Annotated in this window: 20 protein-coding genes; 7 read left to right on the forward strand and 13 right to left on the reverse strand. The window is 69.9% G+C overall.

Annotated features, from left to right (window positions below; translation table 11 throughout):
• Positions 1–79: 79 nt before the first annotated feature.
• The 6 genes from crcB (ON21_RS20540) to ON21_RS20565 all read right to left on the reverse strand — a co-directional run bounded on the left by crcB (ON21_RS20540) (position 80) and on the right by ON21_RS20565 (position 4249).
• Positions 80–448: a fluoride efflux transporter CrcB gene (gene crcB, locus ON21_RS20540; RefSeq protein WP_039799933.1), complete on the reverse strand. Its 369-nt coding sequence runs from the start codon at positions 446–448 to the stop codon at positions 80–82.
• Positions 445–939, reverse strand: coding sequence for a fluoride efflux transporter CrcB (gene crcB / locus ON21_RS20545; RefSeq protein ID WP_245562663.1), 495 nt, complete (start codon positions 937–939; stop codon positions 445–447). Before crcB (ON21_RS20545) ends, crcB (ON21_RS20540) begins: the two co-directional genes overlap by 4 nt.
• A 60-nt stretch (positions 940–999) precedes the next feature.
• Complete coding sequence (locus ON21_RS20550) at positions 1000–1449, reverse strand: universal stress protein (RefSeq protein WP_051021127.1); 450 nt, start codon at positions 1447–1449, stop codon at positions 1000–1002.
• Positions 1450–1507: 58 nt separating this feature from the next.
• Positions 1508–2860: a flavin monoamine oxidase family protein gene (locus ON21_RS20555; protein ID WP_039799934.1), complete on the reverse strand. Its 1353-nt coding sequence runs from the start codon at positions 2858–2860 to the stop codon at positions 1508–1510.
• A gap of 114 nt (positions 2861–2974) precedes the next feature.
• Entirely contained in the window at positions 2975–3556 is a 582-nt protein-coding gene (locus ON21_RS35920) for a TetR/AcrR family transcriptional regulator (protein ID WP_051021129.1), read from the reverse strand.
• 6 nt (positions 3557–3562) lie between these two features.
• Complete coding sequence (locus ON21_RS20565; protein ID WP_039799935.1) at positions 3563–4249, reverse strand: crotonase/enoyl-CoA hydratase family protein; 687 nt, start codon at positions 4247–4249, stop codon at positions 3563–3565.
• Positions 4250–4475: 226 nt separating this feature from the next.
• On the opposite strand from ON21_RS20565, the gene ON21_RS20570 reads away from it, so the two are divergent.
• A complete protein-coding gene (locus ON21_RS20570) occupies positions 4476–5723 on the forward strand; it encodes a phthiocerol/phthiodiolone dimycocerosyl transferase family protein (protein ID WP_051021131.1) in 1248 nt (415 codons plus the stop codon).
• Positions 5724–5738: 15 nt separating this feature from the next.
• Here ON21_RS20570 and ON21_RS20575 read toward each other — a convergent pair whose 3' ends face one another.
• From ON21_RS20575 to ON21_RS20590, 4 genes are all read right to left on the reverse strand, one after another.
• Positions 5739–6947 carry an ROK family transcriptional regulator gene (locus ON21_RS20575; protein ID WP_039799936.1) on the reverse strand — a complete coding sequence of 403 codons (1209 nt, stop codon included), beginning with the start codon at positions 6945–6947 and terminating at the stop codon, positions 5739–5741.
• 29 nt (positions 6948–6976) lie between these two features.
• The gene (locus ON21_RS20580) at positions 6977–8218 is read right to left on the reverse strand and encodes a sugar ABC transporter permease (RefSeq protein ID WP_039799937.1); all 1242 of its coding nucleotides are present in this window, start codon (positions 8216–8218) and stop codon (positions 6977–6979) included.
• Entirely contained in the window at positions 8215–8988 is a 774-nt protein-coding gene (locus tag ON21_RS20585) for an ATP-binding cassette domain-containing protein (RefSeq protein WP_039799938.1), read from the reverse strand. The genes ON21_RS20580 and ON21_RS20585 overlap by 4 nt, the downstream gene beginning before the upstream one ends.
• A 72-nt stretch (positions 8989–9060) precedes the next feature.
• Entirely contained in the window at positions 9061–10137 is a 1077-nt protein-coding gene (locus ON21_RS20590; protein ID WP_039799969.1) for a sugar ABC transporter substrate-binding protein, read from the reverse strand.
• Positions 10138–10541: 404 nt separating this feature from the next.
• Between ON21_RS20590 and ON21_RS20595 the strand changes: the two genes are divergently transcribed.
• The 3 genes from ON21_RS20595 to ON21_RS35925 are packed head-to-tail and all read left to right on the forward strand — an operon-like array spanning position 10542 to position 13145.
• Entirely contained in the window at positions 10542–10865 is a 324-nt protein-coding gene (locus ON21_RS20595) for a hypothetical protein (RefSeq protein WP_039799939.1), read from the forward strand.
• Positions 10862–12166, forward strand: a complete 1305-nt coding sequence (locus ON21_RS20600; protein ID WP_039799940.1) for a hypothetical protein — start codon at positions 10862–10864, stop codon at positions 12164–12166. The genes ON21_RS20595 and ON21_RS20600 overlap by 4 nt, the downstream gene beginning before the upstream one ends.
• Positions 12153–13145: a DUF8176 domain-containing protein gene (locus ON21_RS35925; protein ID WP_051021133.1), complete on the forward strand. Its 993-nt coding sequence runs from the start codon at positions 12153–12155 to the stop codon at positions 13143–13145. The genes ON21_RS20600 and ON21_RS35925 overlap by 14 nt, the downstream gene beginning before the upstream one ends.
• 54 nt (positions 13146–13199) lie before the next feature.
• On the opposite strand, the gene ON21_RS20610 is transcribed toward ON21_RS35925, so the two are convergent.
• Positions 13200–13610 (reverse strand): nitroreductase family deazaflavin-dependent oxidoreductase, encoded by a 411-nt coding sequence (locus tag ON21_RS20610; protein WP_039799941.1) that lies wholly within the window; start codon positions 13608–13610, stop codon positions 13200–13202.
• Between the two features lie 113 nt (positions 13611–13723).
• Here ON21_RS20610 and ON21_RS20615 point away from each other — a divergent pair, with 113 nt between their 5' ends.
• Together ON21_RS20615 and ON21_RS20620 are read left to right on the forward strand one after the other, a co-directional pair.
• The gene (locus tag ON21_RS20615; protein WP_039799942.1) at positions 13724–14380 is read left to right on the forward strand and encodes a response regulator transcription factor; all 657 of its coding nucleotides are present in this window, start codon (positions 13724–13726) and stop codon (positions 14378–14380) included.
• Positions 14377–15540: a sensor histidine kinase gene (locus ON21_RS20620; protein WP_039799943.1), complete on the forward strand. Its 1164-nt coding sequence runs from the start codon at positions 14377–14379 to the stop codon at positions 15538–15540. The genes ON21_RS20615 and ON21_RS20620 overlap by 4 nt, the downstream gene beginning before the upstream one ends.
• Positions 15541–15579: 39 nt before the next feature.
• Here the strand turns inward: ON21_RS20620 and ON21_RS35930 are convergent, their stop codons facing one another.
• A complete protein-coding gene (locus tag ON21_RS35930; RefSeq protein ID WP_051021135.1) occupies positions 15580–15957 on the reverse strand; it encodes a hemophore-related protein in 378 nt (125 codons plus the stop codon).
• 173 nt (positions 15958–16130) lie between these two features.
• On the opposite strand from ON21_RS35930, the gene ON21_RS20630 reads away from it, so the two are divergent.
• Positions 16131–16943 carry a DUF1460 domain-containing protein gene (locus ON21_RS20630; protein ID WP_039799945.1) on the forward strand — a complete coding sequence of 271 codons (813 nt, stop codon included), beginning with the start codon at positions 16131–16133 and terminating at the stop codon, positions 16941–16943.
• Positions 16944–16963: 20 nt separating this feature from the next.
• Here the strand turns inward: ON21_RS20630 and ON21_RS20635 are convergent.
• A partial coding sequence (locus tag ON21_RS20635) for a flavin-containing monooxygenase (RefSeq protein WP_039799946.1) occupies positions 16964–18176 on the reverse strand: 1213 nt, incomplete at its 5' end.

The following is an 18176-nucleotide window of genomic DNA, read 5'->3' on the forward strand; positions in this document are numbered from 1 at the left end:
AGCTTAACCCACCCCCGCCGGCGCGCGACAGAGCAGTGGAGTGAGCTGGATCACGTCGCACATGCCTCCGCCGAGCGGCTCAGCCGAACAGGGCATGCACCGCCGCGTAAGCCGACGCAGCGGCGATCAACCCCGCGCAAACACTGACGATCACGTTCGTCGCCGCGTAGAAATACGCCCCCCGCTCGGCCAGCCGCACGGTTTCGTAGCTGAAGGTGCTGTACGTCGTCAGCGCTCCGCAGAACCCGGTGCCGAGCAGCACGAACAGCGGCGAGGCCAGCGCCGTCCCCGCCCCGCTGAGTGCGCCGAGCACGAGGCAGCCGATCAGGTTGACCAGGAAGGTGCCCCATGGGAACAGGCTGTCGCGGCGATCCTGCACCACGCGGTCGATGAGATACCGCAGCGGTGCGCCGATCGCGCCGCCCACGAGAACCAGCAACAGATTCATCGAGCCGCCCTTCGCATGCGCCGCAGGCGTTCGTATCCCGCCCTGGTGAGCCACATGGCGGCGAATGTCGCCGAGAGAGCGCAGATCAACGTGCCGGCCAGATAACCGGCCGCGACGACGATCGTGTCCGGTCGCAGCAGTTGACGGATCTCGTTGGCATAAGTGGAGAAAGTCGTGAACCCGCCCAGGACGCCCACCCCGAGAAAGGGCCGCAGCATCCGATGGACGGCCCAGATCTCGGTCACCGCGACCATGAGCACGCCGATCGCGAAGCAGCCGGCGACATTGGTGACGAAGGTGGCGAGCGGAAAGTGCCCCGGGCGCTCGGGCAACCCCTGAGCAAGGCCGTAGCGGGCGAGCGCGCCGAGCGCCCCGCCGAGGGCGACGACGACCGACACCGGACCATGGGTACGCCAGAAATCCCGCCGTCGCGCGCGGGCGCGCGCGCGATCGGCGATGCCGGTCGGTTCCTCGGTCAGTTCACCCGCCACGCAGATCTCTTACCCCACCGTCCGTGGCGGCGATGCCACCGGGGCACCACGCCGCCGCGCTCACCGGCGCTCGGCCTCTCCGTCGCCGTCGTGCGCGACGAGCACCGAGCAGCCGACGTGCCGTGCGGCCTTCTCCGCGGTACTGCCCATGAACCGCCCCCAGATGCCCGAATGCCCGCTGCGACCGAGTATCAGCAGGTCGGCATCGTGATCGGTGGCGGCCGTTGCCAGTTCGCGCGCGGCCTGACCCGCGCGGAGTTCGGCGCGCACCGCGATGCCGTGCCGTTCCGCGGTCTCGGTGGCGGCGGTGAGCCATCGGCGGCAGGTCAGCTCCCCGATCGACCGCTCGTCCTCGATCTCGCCGACCACCGGCCCGTAGTGCGGCAGGTACTCCTCGACCGCGACGACCGTGAGCGTGGCGTGGTGCACCGTCGCCAACTCGAGGGCCATCGTCAAGGCGGCCCTGGCGCCGGGTGAATCGTCGTAACCCACCACGATCCGCTGGAACACCTCTCCATTGTGAGCCCTCGGTCGGGTGAGGGCCAACGTTCCGGCAACACTGCGGCAATCACGCCGTTGCCGTAGCACGATCCGCCGCGAGCACTTCGGCGGCAGCGCGCTCGCCCGAGCGGATCGCTCCCTCGATGTAGCCCGCCCACTCCGTCGCGGTTTCGCTTCCGGCCCAGTGGATCGCACCGACCGAATGGCGCAGAGCCGAGCCGGAGGTGGTCAGGACGCCCGGCGGAAAGAAGGCGCCGTAGCCGCCGCGGGTGTAAGGGTCCTCCGCCCAGACCTTCTCGTGCCACTCCATCGGCTCCCTGGCGGCATGCCCGAAGGCGCGGACCAGCGAGCCGATGATCATGGCGCGTCGCTCGGCCGGGGGCAGGGCGGCCAACCGCTGCGCGGCCCGGCCTGGCACCAGCGCACCGAGCACACCGGGACCGCCGGGCCGGGTGGCGTCGAAGGTGACCGGCACCGGATCGTGCAGGTTCAGCGATTGGCCGGTGAGCCGGTCGTCCCGCCAGAACGGCCGCTCGTAGACGGCGAACGCTTTCAGCACCGAGCCCATCGGCATGCGCTGGGTCAGTTGGTCGCGCGCGGCGGGCAGCGGCGGGTCGTAGGCGATGCGGCCCGCGAGGGTGGGCGGCACCGCCACGATCACGTGCTCGGCGTACACGTCACCGGAGTCGACGCGCACCACAACGCCATCCGCCTGCGTCCGGATACCGGTCACCGGCGCGCGGAGACGCACCGCCTCGCCCAGTTCCGCCGCGACCGAAAGCGCGGGCCCGTCGGCGCCGTCGACGAACAGGCGGGTCGCCGTCTCGGCGGCGACCCCGCCCTCGACGCCACCCGCCGAACGGATCGTGGTGAGCAGACCGAGCATGGAGATGCTGCCGACGTCGACGCACAGTTCCTCCCCGATCATCACCTCGGCCAGGTTCCGCGCCCGCCGCTCCGGCACATTCCGGCGCAACCAGGTCGCCGCCGTCATCGCGTCCAGCCGATCTGCGCCGGGTGCGGCCCACGGCCGCGCGAGGTCGACCCGGGCGGCCATCCGTTCCAGCCGCCACATGGCCTGAGCGAGCACGACCAGGACGAACGTCGGAAGTGGCGGGCGTGCGCCGGTGAACGGCCGCCGGACCACGCCCTCGACCAGCAGGTCGACCCCTTCGGGCGGTGGGTAGGTCGCGGCGCCGTACTCCTCGGCCAGCGCGGCGAAACGCGTGTGGCCGGCCGAGATCCACTGGCCGCCGAGGTCCACCGCCCATCCGTCACCGACCCGCGCGGTCCGGGTGCGACCGCCGACGCGATCGCTCGCCTCCAGAACGACGACATCGCGGCCCGCCGCTCGCAACGCCCGCGCCGCGCACAGTCCGGCGTATCCCGCACCGACGACAACGACGTCCGCACGGTCCATGGTGGCCTCCCGTCGCCGCACCGTAATTCGACAACCACTGTTGATCACCTGTCGCCGATCCGCAACCGACATGGACATCACGGCGCACCCACGCCGACAGCGAGGCGCGGCCGCCTAGCGAGTCAGCGTGGCGAGGGCGGCGACGGCGGCCTCCTGGAAGGTCGCGGTCAGCGTGCGCGGCGGTGCCGTGACGCGTCCGCGCACCCACTGCCTGCAGTACTCCTGCGCAGGTCCGGCACAGATCGCATGGGCCATCGGATAGCCGTCGCCGCCCTCCTCCGCGGTGCCGAGCAGCTCTCGGTACCGGCGCTCGAGCGCACCGAAGAAGACCCGATTGTGCTGTGCCAGTTCGGGTTCCGCGAAGCCGGCCAACTCGTCGGGCAAGGTGGCGAACAGGAATCGGGCCAGGTCGCGATGGTCCTCCACCCAGCCGAGATGGGCCGCGAGCATCGCGCGGAGCGCCTGTTCGGCGCCGAGGTCCGGCGCGTCGAGACACTCCAGCACCGTCCGCTGATAGTCGAGCATCCCGGAGACGTAGACCGCCGCGGCCAATTCGGCTTTCGATCCGAACGCGTGGAACATGCTGCCGCTGGACAGACCGAGGCGATCCCGCACACCGGCTACCGTGAACGACGAATATCCCTTGGCCAGGAGCTGTTCCGTCGCTTCGGCCAGGATGCGCTCGCGGGTGCGCACGGTGGGTTACCCGCCGAACTCGGCATCGATGCTGGAACGCACCGCGGCGAGCACCTGGGCACGCACGCGCAGCTTCGTCCCCGTGTGCGCCGCGAAGTCGATTCCGGTCAACCGGCGCGCTTCGGCCGTCGCGCGCGTGCGCAGGTCGTCGGCGTCGGCGGCGAGCAGATCGAGAAAGCCCATTCCTCTGGCTTCTTCGGGCCCGACCAGGATCCCGGTGTTGGCGGCCCGGTCGAAACCGGGCGCGGTGAGCCGGTGGCGGGCCAGCTCCACACCGTAGTGCGGGATGGTCAGCCCGATCGCGACCTCGTTCAGCCCCAGCTTGAAATCCCCCGCCACGCCGAAACGCACGTCGGTGGCCAGCAGCGTGAACGCGCCTTGGGCGATGGCGTGCCCCGGGCACGCCGCCACGACGGGATACGGGAACCCGAGCAGCCGGTGGACCAGGTCGCCGCCGGCACGGAGGGTGCGGCGGATGTCGTCGGCGGAACCAGAGAACGTCGCCAGGTCGTAGCCGGCGGAGAACATCCGCGGACGGCCGGTCAACAGGACGACCGCCCGGTCCGCTTCGGCCCGGTCCAAGGCGGCGGCGATGGCGCCGAGCATGTTCTCGGACATCACATTCGCCTTGCCGTCGTCCAGCGTGATCGTGGCGACGCCGCCGTCGAGCCGGTAGGTGACGGGTTCGGTCATGGCAGCCTCCATCTAGAGCGGGACTCTAGAGTACCACTCTAGGACCCGCAGCTAATCGTGAGCTGCGGGGTCGGACGGTCGGACCCGGACAAGGTGTCGTTGTGGCAACGACGCGAAACAGCGGCCCCGGATCGCCCGATACAGGAAACAGACGATGCTGCCGAAAAAGCCTGGCGCGTCCTGGCTTCGGACTAGCCTCGGGACAGGCTCAGGTGAAGGAAGCGAAATGACCGCAGCAACCGTCATCCGCCCGCTGGCGCCGAGCGAGGCGATCTTCGCCAACAGCGAAGTCCTCGTCGGCTATTCGATTCGGGTCGCGGGTCGGTTGGATCTCGCCGCGCTGTCGGCGGCGTTCGAAGCCGTGGTCCGCTCCCGTCCGATCCTCGGCGCCCACCTGGAGCCGGACGGGCGCGGCGGCCATCTCCTGCTCGAATCCCCCGGCGCCGCACCGGAGCTGACGGTCGCCACGGGTGATCCCGAGCGGTTGCTCACCGGCGCCCAGCTGGACCAGCGCAGTGCGCTCGCCGCGCTGTGCGTGGTCCGCGACGGCGACACCGCGGGCATCACACTGGTCACCCACCACAGCATCGCGGATGCCTATCATTCGCTGGCGGTGTTCGCCGAGCTGTGGTCCTGCTACACCGACCGCACCCGGCATCGCCGCGCCGAACTGCCGCCGCACGGCTTCCCGCGATCGGTGGAGGAACTGCTGCGCGAGCGCGGCGTGCGGAAGATCGACACACCGGTCATGCCGCGCCGCCCCGTCGGCGTCGCCCAGACCCATTCCGGCCCGGATGATCCCGACTACCTCGTCCCCCGCACCGCACGCTGCAGGCTGACCCGGAAGCAGACCGCCGCGCTGGTCGAACTCGGCCACCGGGAGAACACCACGATCAACGGCCTCGCCTCGGCCGCGATCCTGCTCACCGAGGCCGACCTGCGCGGACTGCCGCTCACCGAGCTGGCCTACACCTACTCGGTCGACCTGCGCACCCGGGTGACCCCGCCGATCGGGATGACCGAAGGCACCAATGTACTGGGCTTCGCGAACTTCGTCCCCACCTTGCGGACCGGCACGACGCTGGTCGAGCTGGCCCGCGGCATCAGCGACACGCTGCGCGCCGGACTGGACACCGGCATCGTGCAGCAGACCCCGCTGCACATCCCCGAGATCGCCGCGGGCCCACCGCCGCGGGCGCCGGGAATCGTGCTGGCCACCAATTGGGGACGCGTGCCCAGGCCTCGGGTGCCGGACGAGCTGCGGATCACCGACTTCCGTTCGATCATGCTCGGCAAGCCCGACAAGACCGGGCATCGGCTCCAGCAGCCCAGCGGCACCATCATCATCAGCACCTTCGACGACCGGCTGAGCATCGAGATCCACCACCCCGAGGAAACCACCGAGGAACAGCGGGTGCGGGTACGGCTGCTCGCCACCCACCTGTCGGAGTTCAGCGCCGCGGGCGCCGCGTGAATCCGGCCGGAACGGTCAAGCGCGGGCGGCTTGCTTGCGCGACAAGGTCTGCAACGGATCGGTGAGCACGTCGGTGAAGGCCAGTTCCGCGGCTCCGATCAAGGTCGCGTCGCCCGCGAGCGCGCTGGTGCGCAACCGGACCCGTTCGCGGACGGCTTGCAAGCCGTTCACCGCGACACGGCTGCGCACCTGGGCCGCGGACGCCAGATAGATCTCCCGCAGCACGCCGCCGAACACCACCATCGACGGATTGAAGATGTTCACCAGATTGGCGACGCCGTAGCCGAGCCAATCACCGACCTGGTGCAGCGCGTCGCGGGCCACCGCGTCACCGCGGGCGGCGGACTCGACGATCGCGTCGACCGCCGCCTGCCCCGCGGGATCGGTCCGTCCCGCCGCCGCGATCAACCCCAGTTCGCCCGCTTCGACCTCGAGGCAGCCACGGGAGCCGCACGCGCAGGGCCGCCCACCGGGATTGACGATCATGTGCCCCACTTCCCCGCCGTAACCGCCTTCCCCGCCGAGCAATTCGCCGTTGACGATGATGCCGCCGCCGATGCCGACGTCACCGTGCAGGTAGATCAGGTTCGTCAAGCCTTCGCCGACACCCCGTTCGCGCTCGGCCAGCGCGCCGAGGTTGGCGTTGTTGCCGACCGCGACCCGGAGGCCGAGAGCGAGTTCCCGGGTCAGCTCGGCGCCGAACGCGACATCCACCCAGCCGAGATTCGGCCCGTACCGCACGACGCCGTCCTCCTCGCGGACCATGCCGCAGAACGCGACCCCGACACCGACGCACCTGGCATCCGGCGCGGCCGCGTCGATCATCTCCCGCGCCATCGCCGCGAGCGCGGCGATCACATCGCCGGGGTCGAACGCCCCGCCGGGACGGGCGGTTCCGGTGCGATCGAGCACCGACCCGCCCAGCCCGACCCGTGCGGCGGCGAGCCGATCCGCGCCGACGTCCAGCGCGACGACGTAGACCCGCTCGGCCTGCGGACGCACCACCAGTGACGGCCGGCCCGCCCGTCCGGTCTGGCCGGGCAATTCCTCGCTGACCAGGCCCGCCGCCGCCAGATCCGTGGTGAGCGCGAGAATCGTGCTGCGATTCAACCCCATTCGCTCGGCGAGCGCGGCACGCGAGACCGCTCCGTCACGGTGGACGTGCCGCAGCAACGCGGCGAGGTTGCGCGTGCGGATCTCATCGGGCGAAGGTGCTGCTCGCATTCACCGGGCTTTCGTCACAGGGCTGGGATTCATCGCCGCGGGAGCGCACGCTTACGGGAGAGTGCGTCCACTCCGGCCGCCAAGAGCAGCACGAATCCTGTCACAACGAATTTCGTGCCCGCGCTGTAGCCCATCAGCCCCATCCCGTTGTTGATCACCGCGACCACCGCGGCGCCGAGCACCGCGTCCAGCATCCGCCCGCGCCCGCCGAACAGGCTGGTGCCGCCGATCACCGCCGCGCCGACCGCCGTGAGCAGCACGTCGCTGCCGCCGGTGTTCGGGTCGACGGAGTTCGCGCGGGAGGCCGCGATCAGTCCGCCCACCGCCGCCATCGTCGAACACAGCACGAAGGCGGTGATCTTCACCCGATCCACCGCGATGCCCGCGCGCCGAGCGGCCTCCGCGTTGCCGCCGACCGCGTAGATGTGCCGCCCGAACGCGGTGCGGTCCAGCACGAACGTCCACAGCAGCAACAGCGCGACGATCAGCGGCACCACGATGGGCATCCCCGCCAGCGAGTGCACCGCTGGATTGCGGCTGCGCTCGCCGTTGAGCACCAGCACCGCGGCGCCCGCCACGAGCGCGAGCAGCACGACGCGCACCACGACCGCCCGCGCCGTCGCGCCGGTGAGCCCGAGTTTCCTGCGTGCCCGCCACTTCCGGTACTGGACGAGGGCGAAACCCGCGATCAGCGCCGCGTACAGCGCCCAGCCGAGCAAGGGCGGCACGTTCTTGTTCGCGATGGCGACGATGGTCGCGTCATGGATGGAGATGTTGCGGCCGTTGTCCATGATCTTCAGCGCCACGCCCTGCAACGCGAGGAACGCCGCCAGCGTCACCACGAACGACGGGATCCCGATCTTCACCACGACCGTGCCGATCACCAGTCCGATCGCCACCCCGGTGAGCAGCGAGACCAGCACCGCCGCATACCACGGCCACCCCTTGTCGGTGAGCAGTACCGCGAGCACGGCGGCGCAGACCCCGCTGGTGAATCCGGCCGACAGGTCGATCTCGCCCAGCAGCAGCACGAAGATCAGCCCCATCGCGATCACCGCGATCGCCGCGCCTTGGGTGAACAGATTGGCGAAGTTGGCCTCGGACATGAAGACCGGGCGCGCCACCCAGAAGACGCCCGACAGGACGACGAGCGCGAGCACCGAGGGCAACGCGCCCATGTCGCCACCGCGCACGCGGCCGACGTAGCCGCTCATCAGCTCGGTCACCGGCGCCGCCACCGGCCGCCGCTCGGTGGTGGTCACCGCGGTCATCGGGTCACTCCGCTCGCCTCGAGGCCGAGCGTGCCGCTGCGGCCTGCCGTGATCAATTCCACGACCTGCGCGTGCGTCACGTCGGAGGTCCGTACCTGGGCGGCCATCCGGCCGAGATAGAGCGCGGCGATCCGGTCGGACACCGCGAAGACGTCGTTCATGTTGTGCGAGATCAGCACCACCGCCAGGCCCTGATCGGCGAGCTTGCGGACCAGTTCGAGCACCTGCTGGGTCTGCGCGACGCCCAGCGCGGCCGTCGGCTCGTCGAGGATCACCACCTTGCTGTTCCACAGCACGGCTTTCGCGATGGCCACCGTCTGGCGCTGCCCGCCCGACAGGCTGGCGACCTGTTGCCGGACCGACTTGACGGTGCGCACCGACAGGCTCGCCAGCGTCTTCTCGGCCAGCTCTTCCATCGCGTATTCGTCCAGCACGAGACCGCGCCTGCGCTCCCGGCCGAGGAACATGTTCTGGACGATGTCGAGGTTGTCGCAGAGCGCGAGATCCTGGTAGACGATCTCGATGCCGAGCGCCGCCGCGTCGCGCGGGCTGTGCACCTGTACCGGCGCGCCCGCGAAGAGGAACTCGCCCGCGTCGATGGGATGGGTGCCGCCGATACATTTGACCAGCGTGGACTTGCCCGCGCCGTTGTCGCCGACGAGTGCGGTCACCTCGCCGGAAAAGGCGCTGAAAGCGACCTCGTGCAGGACGTGGACCGGGCCGAAACTCTTCTCTACTCCGCGTAATTCGATGACCGGCGGTTCGGACATGGGTGGCTCCTCGCAAAGGGATGGAGCCCCTTCCGCAATCCCCTCATCGAACCGCGGAAGGGGCGTGCGATATCAGATCCCGTTGTCCGCGCAGAGTTTCGCGAACTCGCCGGTGCACAACTCCGCCTTGGTGACATAGCCGTCGGCCACCACGTCCTTGACGTTGCGGGGGTAGATCGGCTTGGGCTCCAGCAGCACCGACGGCACGTCGCTGTTCGACTCGGGGTCGCGCACCGCGCCGTTGGTCGCGCCCTGCTCTCCCTTCACCAGGCCCACCGCGAGTTTCGCGGTCGCGTCGGCCTCCTTCTGGATCGCCTTGTAAACGGTCATGCACTGGTCGCCCGCCAGCACGTTCTGCAGGCCCTGCACCGTGGCGTCCTGCCCGCTGACCGGCACTTGACCATTGAGCTTCTGCTTCTTCAACACCGCGATCGCGGCATTGGCCAACCCGTCGTTGGCCGCGACGACGCCGCCGATATCCGGCCGGCCGGTGAGCATCTGCTCGAAGATGGTGCCCGCCTCCGTGTTGTCCCACCCCGGGACGGCCTGATCGGGCCCCTTGACGTACTGGCCCGCGTCGAACCTGGGCTTCAGCACCCCGTCGTAGCCGGTCTTCAGCAGGGTCGCGTTGTTGTCGGTCGGTCCGCCGTTGAGGTACGCGACCACCGGGCGCACCGCCTTGCGATCGGTCAGGCACTGCGCCACGCCCTCACCGAGCAGGCTGCCGACCTTCACGTTGTCGAAGGAGACGTAGTACTGGGCGCCGCCGCCGAGCGTGAGCCGGTCGTAGTCGATCACGGTGACGCCCTGCGACTTCGCCTTCTGGATCACCGCTTTGCCGGTGCCGCTGTCGAGGTTGGTCATCACCAGTACCGAGACGCCGTTGGTGATCATCTGATCGGCGATGGTCTGGAAGGCGTTCTTGTCGCCCTGGGCGTTCTGGATATCGGCCTTGACGTCCGCGGCATCGAACGCCTGCTGCAAGTACTTACGGTCCGCCGTCTCCCACCGGGCGGATGTCTTGCTGTCCGGAAGGATCACGCCGATCTGGGTCTTGCCGCCGGAGTCCCCGGAATCGCCGCACGCGGTGAGCGAGGCGGCCAGGAGCGCGAACGACAGCGCGGCGGCGCTGAACATGCCCTTTCGCATGAGTGGGCCTTTCATCACCGGCTGCGACGAATCACGGCCGGTCGGAGTGGAACGAATGTTGTTCACAGCAACATATTCGACTGTGATGCAGCGCACAACAGCTAATTTGTTGTTCCGAATAACAATCTCGATACGTACGCGTTCGCTCAGGTGGACGCCATCGCGGCCGGATCGGCAAGGGGCTCAGCAGGGCTCGTGAACAGGACTGTCGGCCGGCGCGCTGTGCCGAGTCCGTGGACGCTCCTGGCTCGCGCCCGCGCCACGCGGAACGCCGGACACACGGAAGAGTGGTCTGCGAGCGGAACCGACCACCAAGGAACGGGCGCACAGCGGGCCTCCGGCACAGTACCCTTGGCGGTGAATCATGGCGCGGTAGCGACAGACTGGGATCCGGGAGGGGAACAGTGGGCACGCTCGAGCTCGACCCGGCGGCGGTGGCCGCCTACACCGCGATCGCGGACGCGGTGTCGAAACAATTGGCGTCGGCGGCCACGGTCGCCTCCGGCGCGGTGGATCCGGAACGACTGGCCGCCGATCTCGGCCTCGTCGGCGCGGAATTCGCGGCGCGCTTCTCCGCGGCCGTATCCGAACACGCCGAAGCGTTGTCGACGGCCGGACAACTGGTCGGCGCCTACGGCCGGGTGCTGCGCGATTACAGCGAGAACGCGCAGGGTGTCGACGCCGCGACGGCGAGCGCGATCACCCGGTCCGGGGAGGCACCGGCATGAGAAGTCTGATGGGACTGCGCAAACGCGCGCACACCACCCAGCCCGCCGCCGAGACCGCCAAGCCGCTGAGCACCGAACCGGGCGTCGATCCGCCGATCGTCGCCGCGCTGGTCAAACCGCTGCTGACGCTGCGCTCCTCGCTCGGCACCGGTGTCGGCGTGCCGAGCGCCGCCGCGACCGGGGCGCTTTCGGCCGCATCCACCCAGGCGGCCGACACCGAGGGCCCGCACCGCGAAGGCCTGCACGCACTGGAATCCACCTGGACCTCGCAGGCCGCCGACAACGCGGTGCCCGCGATGCGCACCACCCAGACCCAGATCGGCGACATCTCCGATCGGGGTCCGGCCTATCTGTCCGTGCTCGCCGACGCGCACGCCACCTCAGGGCGCGCGGCGCGGCGCGTCGACCAGATCATCGCCGACTTCCGGCGCGACGCGCGGGAGATCCTGGACAACGCGACCTCGGCCCCGGAGACCGACGCCGTCATCACCCGCGCCACCCAGGCGCTGCGCGACGCGCTCACCACCGTGACGGCCGCGCGCACCGAAATGGACGACCACACCAGGAGACTCGACGAGATGGGGCCGCTCACGGTCACCACACCGTCCGGCGTCAGCCAGGGCCAAGCCGTCTATCCGGGAAACAGCGGACAAGTCGTGCCCGGCGCCACGACACCCGCCACCACACAGCCCATGGACCCGGCCATGGCCGCGCAGCTCCAACTGCAGCAGGCACTCATCTCCGCGGGGGTCGACCTCGGCACCACGGCCATCAACGCGGGCGTCGACATCGGCACGCACATCATCGACAAGATCGCCGAAGTCGGCATCCACGGCATCGACACCGTCGCGGCGGCCGCGGACAAGGCGATCCCGGAACTGATCAACCCCGGCTCCACCACCAACTCCGGCACGAACGGCGACGACTCGAAGAACTCGTCGAAAATGTTCGACTTCGGCGGGTCGCCGGAGCACAAGCCGTCGACCAGCGGCCCGGGTTCGGTGATCCCGCCGGGCAACTCGGCGCCCGCCGCGCGGGCGGACGCGCCGAAGCCGGAGAGCAGGCCCGCGCCCGCGGTCGCGCCGCCCGCCGTCGACTCCACACCGCCCGTGCCCGCGAGCAGCCCGGACCATCCCACTCATCCCGGCCCGACCGGTGGCATGGTGGTGCCGCCCGCTCCGCCGCCGGGCGGCGAAGACCAGGAGCACAAGCCGCGCGACGGACAACTCGGCGTGACCATTCCGTCCGCGGTGACAGCGGTCGTACCGGTGTTGGGCGAATTCGACGATGACACCCCCTGACCGGGAGCATCCCAGTCAGGAAGCGGGCCAGGCCAATCCGTTCGACACGGGTCTGCCGATGCTGCGCATCCCCGCGGCCAAGCCGGCCAAGCGACGTCGTTCGCCCGGCCGCCGCAAGCAGATTCGTCGTCGCGAGCCGCAGTACGAGGCGCCGGAACCACCGCGCCCGCCGGAGCGGCAAGATAGCCGGCCCCGACTCGGCGAATGGGAGCAATGGCTCGAACCCGCGCCTGCCGCCGCGCGCCCGCCGCAACCCGCGGCCCCGCAGCAGCGCAGCGCACCCGCGGAGCCCGTGCGGGCCGCGGCCGAGGAGGGCCACGTCACCGCCCCCGCCATCGTCAATCGCTCCGGCCTCCATCCCGGCACACCGGTGCGCCGGCCGCGGCGCACCGACCAGCAGCGCGGCAACCGCTCGCTGACCGTCTTGATCGTGCTCGGCATCGTGATCGCCACCGTCTCCATCGGCCTGGCCATGATCTACGGTTCCGAGGCGAATTCGCGCAAAACGGCGGCGACCTCGCCGCCGCGCGCGGCCGGGCCCGCGCCGACCACCTCGACGTCCACCTCACGGGTCAGGCCGCCATGGGCCATCGCCACGCCGGGGTGCGAGCAGAAACGCACCGCCGACGTCATTTCCGGCACCGACCCGGGCGGCACCGGCAACGGCCCCGACGCCATCTTCGCCTTCGAGTACGCCTACTACGCCGAGCGGTCCGGGTACCGTGCCCGCGCGGTGGTCGCCCCCGACGCGGCGGTATCACCCGCCGATCAGATTCAGCGCGGCATCAATCAGGTGCCGGCGGGCACTCGCTACTGTGTGCAGATTTCCCGGGCCGGCGACGGCCCCGACGGCCAGGCACGGTGGGAAGTCCGCTTGACACAGCAGTTTCCCGGCGAAGAGGCGAACACCTTCACGCAGTTCATCACCACCCGTACCGGTACGGATCAAACGCTGATCACCGGGATCACGGCGGGCTGACGCTTCCCTTCGGCACCCATGCTGCTGTCCTCGGTGGGTGCGGGGTGAGTCCGCTCAGCGCGGCGTCAGCTTGACGACCGGAATCACCCGGTCGGTCTTGTCCTGGTACTCGGCGAAGCCGGGCATCACCTCCACCATCGCGGCGTAGAGGCGATCGCGCTCCGGGCCTTCGGTGACCGGAGTCGCGGTCGCCTCGAGCGTCTCGGTGCCGATCTCGAGCGTGACCTCCGGATTGGCGCGCACATTGTGGTACCAGTCGGGATTGGTGGGGGCGCCCGCCTTGGAGGCGATCACCACGATGTCGCCGCCGTCGCGAATGAACGCGAGCGGATTGGTGTGCGGGCGACCCGACTTGGCGCCGGTGCTGGTCAGCAAGAGCAACTCGCGGCCGGCGAAGGGGCCGCCGACCTTGCCCTGGTTGGCGCGAAATTCCTCGATGATCTGGGTGTTCCAGTCGCCTGCCATGGCCTGTCTCTCCTCGGGAGTCGGGTGCGCCGGGTCGTGCGCGAGCCTACCCAGACCTGCCCGCCGGGCCGAACCAACGTCCACCCAACAGCGGAAGAGGGCACGATGGCGGGGTGCGGGTGCTTGTTGTCGAGGACGAGAGATTGCTGGCCGACGCGATCGCCGACGGGCTGCGCAGGCATGCCATGGCGGTCGACGTGGTGTACGACGGCGCCGCGGCGCTGGAGCGCACCGGCGTGCACGACTACGACGTGGTGGTCCTTGACCGGGATCTGCCCGGCGTCTCCCGTGACGCGGTGTGCGGCACGCTGGTCGAGTCCGGCGGCTCGGCCCGGATCCTGATGCTGACGGCCGCGAGCGCCGTGGCGGAGCGGGTAGCCGGTCTTGGGCTGGGCGCGGACGACTATCTGACCAAGCCGTTCGCGTTCGCCGAGCTGGTCGCCCGGATCCAGGCGCTCGGGCGGCGGGCGCGCAGTGCCGCTCCCCCGGTGCTGGAACGATCCGGCATCCGGCTGGACCCGCACCGGTTCGCCGTGACCAAGAACGGCGAACCGATCACCCTCTCGCGCAAGGAGTTCGCGGTGCTGGCCGAACTGCTGCGCGCCGAGGGCGGCGTCGTGTCGGCCGAGCAGCTGCTGGAGAAGGCATGGGACGAGCACATCGACCCGTTCACCGGCGTGGTGCGGTACACGATCATGAACGTGCGGCGGAAGCTGGGCGATCCGGGGCTGATCGAGACCGAGCCCGGCGTGGGCTACCGGATCCGATGAGCGGGCGCACGATCCGGCTGCGGCTCACGCTGCTGTACGCGACGGCGTTCTTCCTGGCAGGCGCGGTACTGATCGCGTTGATGTACTTCTACCTGAACCAGTCGCTGGAACGGCGGCCCGGTGGCGGTGCGCAGCAAGTGGTGCGCGAGTACCTCATCGAGCGGGCGGAGCGGAACCGAGGTCCGGTCGCCACGGGACTGCTCGAGGCGCTGAGCGAGCAGGCCCAGCGCAACCGGCGGGACACGTTGCGCGCCATGCTGGTGTGGTCGCTGGTATCCCTCGGCGCGGTGGGCATCGCGGCGGGCGGATTCGGCTGGTTGCTCGCCGGGCGCGCCCTGCATCCGTTGCAGCAGATCACCGCGACCGCGCGGCGCGTGGCCGACACCAGCCTGCACGAGCGCATCGCCCTCGACGGACCGCAGGACGAGATCAAGGATCTGGCCGACACCTTCGACGCGATGCTGGAGCGCTTGGACCGCGCCTTCGACGGACAGCGCAGGTTCGTGGCGAACGCCTCCCATGAGCTGCGCACACCGCTGACCATCAATCGGACGCTGATCGAGGTCGCGTTGGAGGACCCCGACGTGCCCGAGTCCACTCGCAGGCTCGGCGCCACCCTCCTGGAGGTCAACCGTCGGCACGAACGGCTCATCGATGGCCTGCTGGTGCTGGCCACCAGCGAACAGCGGCTGACCGAACACCGCAACGCCGACCTCGCCGACATCGCCGCCGACGCGGTCGGGACGTGGGCCGAGCGCCCCGGGGCCGAGATCACCGCCGATCTGGAAGCCGCGCCCGTACTCGGAGATCCGCTGCTGCTGGAACGCCTCGTGCACAATCTGCTCGACAACGCCGTGCGCTACAACCTGCCCGAGAACGGCTGGGTGACCATCCGAAGCCGGACCACCGGCGACCGCGCGGTGCTCACCGTGGTGAACAGCGGTCGGCCGGTGCCCGCATTCGAAGTCGACAGTCTCTTCGAACCGTTCCGCAGGCTTTCCACCGCCCAGCGCTTGGCCGATTCCGATACCCGAGGCGCGGGGCTCGGCTTATCGATCGTGCGCTCGGTCGCGCAAGCCCACGGGGGCACGGTCCAGGCGGTGGCACGACCGGACGGCGGCCTCGTGGTCACCGTCGACCTGCCGCGGGCCCAGGGTTAGCGGGGTGCGGGCGAGTCCGACACCTCACCCGCACCGCGCTCAGTAGTTGTGGCAGGTATCGGCGATGACGCGCATCTTCTCGCGGTGCTGCTGCGCCTGCGGCGAGTTCCGGTGCTCCTCGAACTCGACCTTGGCCTCCGGGTGCCGATCCAGGAACTCCTTGGCGCGCTGCTTGCGCTGCTCGACCGGAAGACCGAGGAACTCCTGCAATTTCGCCTTCCGTTCCGGGTGCGCGTCGAGCCGGGCGGCGACGTCGGGGAACTGGGCGTGGACGGCCGCGTCGATCTGCGCGAAGCTGCACGTCGTCTCCAGCAGTCCGCCCGGCTGCGGCTGCGCGGAGGCGGTCGCCGGAACCAGCAGCGCACCCGCGGCGAGCAGGCCGCCGAGAGCAAGGGAGGCTCGAACGATTCTCGTCATGTCGGATAACCCTTTCGGTGGGACGTTCGGGCCACCATCGCGTGGCCCGGCGATCAGTCCACCAGTAGGGGTGTTTGGACAGCGCTAGGGTGATGCGGGCACGCCTCGTGCCCCTCCGGGCTACGGTGGGGTGTCGCTGGTCCCGATCGACCGATCCCGCTGCTGGAGGCGTCTTGCGCACCATCGCTCGTGTACTGCTCGTCCTCGTGGCTCTCGCCTGCGCCGCGGTGTCGGCACCGGCCGTGGCACTCGGCACTCCGGGGGCCGTGAATCTGGACGACGTCACCGCGCGAAAGCTCGAGGAATTGCTGTCGCTGCGCGCTCAGGCGCCCGCCTCGGCGAGCAAGGCCGACCTGATCGAGCTGCTGTCACGGCGTTTCCTCGGCACGCCCTACGGCGCGAACATGCTCGTCGGCTCGGCGACCCAGCCCGAACAGCTGGTCATCGACTTCCGCCGGGTGGACTGCTTCACCTTGCTCGACTACGTCGAGGCGCTCACCGGAGCCACCGACCGCGACCGTTTCACGGCCGACCTGATCCGGACCCGCTACGCCGGTGGCCGAGTGGATTTCCAGCAGCGCAAGCACTTCTTCACCGACTGGTCGAACGTCGCCGAAGTCGCGGCCACCGACATCACGGCGACGCTGAGCCCCGCGGCGGTGACCGTCGCCAAGCATCTCAACGCCCGAGCCGATGGCGGCGCGTATCTGCAAGGGCTGCCCGTTGTCGATCGCGCGATCACCTACATTCCCAGCGCCGCCGTCGGCCAAGACGTCGTGAGCGGGCTGCGCACCGGCGACTACATCGGCGCCTACGCCGACCAACCGGGGCTGGACGTGACCCACGTCGGCATTTTCGTCATGACCGAGGCCGGTCCGGTCTTCCGCAACGCGTCCTCGCTCGCGGGCAACGACAAGGTGGTGGACTCGCCCTTCGCCGAGTACGTGCGGTCGACCCCGGGCATCGTCGTACTCCGGTCACGCTGACCGCCGCCCCCGGTCGGGGGTCAGGCCACGGGCACCGGTCGCCGGACCGCCGATTTCGGCGTCGCGGTGAGCGTCTTGTCCAAGTCGGTGCGCAGCGTGGTGGCCGAGTCGAGCAGGTAGTTCTGCCGCACCTTCCACGGATGACGGCCGCCTTGCCGGGGGAAGTCGCCGATGGAGCGCTGGATGTAGCCGGAGGCCAGATCCAGCAGCGGGTGTTCCTCGAGGGTGCCCCGCGGCTCGGGGACCACGGCGGCGTAGCCCTTGCGATCCATGTGGTTGAGCACCTTGCAGACCAGCCGGGAGGTGAGGTCGGCGCGCAACGTCCACGACGCGTTGGTGTATCCGATGCACACGGCGAAGTTGGGCACGCCGGTGAGCATGGCCCCCTGCCAGACGAACTGCTCGGACAAGTCGACCCGCACACCGTCGACGCTGGGCGCGATGCCGCCGAAGGCGAGCAGTTGCAGACCGGTCGCCGTGATCACGACGTCCGCCTCCAGCACCCGGCCGGACTTCAGCCGGATACCCTCCGGCACGAAGGTGTCGATGTGATCGGTGACGACCTCGGCCTTGCCCTTCTTCATCGCCTTGAAGAAGTCCGCGTCCGGGACGGCGCACAGACGCTGGTCCCACGGGTTGTAGCTGGGCGTGAAGTGCTCGGCGACGGCCTTCTCGTCCTTCAGGATGCGCGTGGTGAGGCCGGTGAGCAGCTTGCGCGCGGCTTCGGGCCTGCGACGGCAGTACTGGTAGAAGCCGATGCCGAACAGGATGTTCTTGGTGCGGATCAACCGATGCGCCGGCCGCGGCGGCAGCAGATCGCGGATCCTGTCGGCCACTTTGTCCCGGCCGGGAACGGCGCTGATCCAGGTCGGCGAGCGTTGCAGCATGGTCACCAGCTCCGCCTGCTCCGCCATCGCCGGGACCAGCGTGACCGCGGTCGCGCCGCTGCCGATCACGACGACGCGCTTGCCGCGATAGTCGAAGTCCTCGGGCCAGAACTGCGGGTGCACCACGTGGCCCGTGAACGACGCGATGCCGGGGAATTGCGGCGCGTACGGCTGGTCGTAGTTGTAGTACCCGGCGCAGGTGTAGAGGAAGCCGCAGGTCAGCGTGCGTGTCTCGGTGGAGCCGGACGCGTCGCGCTGCTCGAGCGTCAGCGTCCAGCGCGCCGCGGCGCTGTCCCAATCGGCCGCGATCACCTTGGTGCGGAAACGGATGTGCCGGTCGATGCCG

The sequence above is a fragment of the Nocardia araoensis NBRC 100135 genome, from assembly GCF_000308435.1.
Taxonomy (GTDB): domain Bacteria; phylum Actinomycetota; class Actinomycetes; order Mycobacteriales; family Mycobacteriaceae; genus Nocardia; species Nocardia araoensis.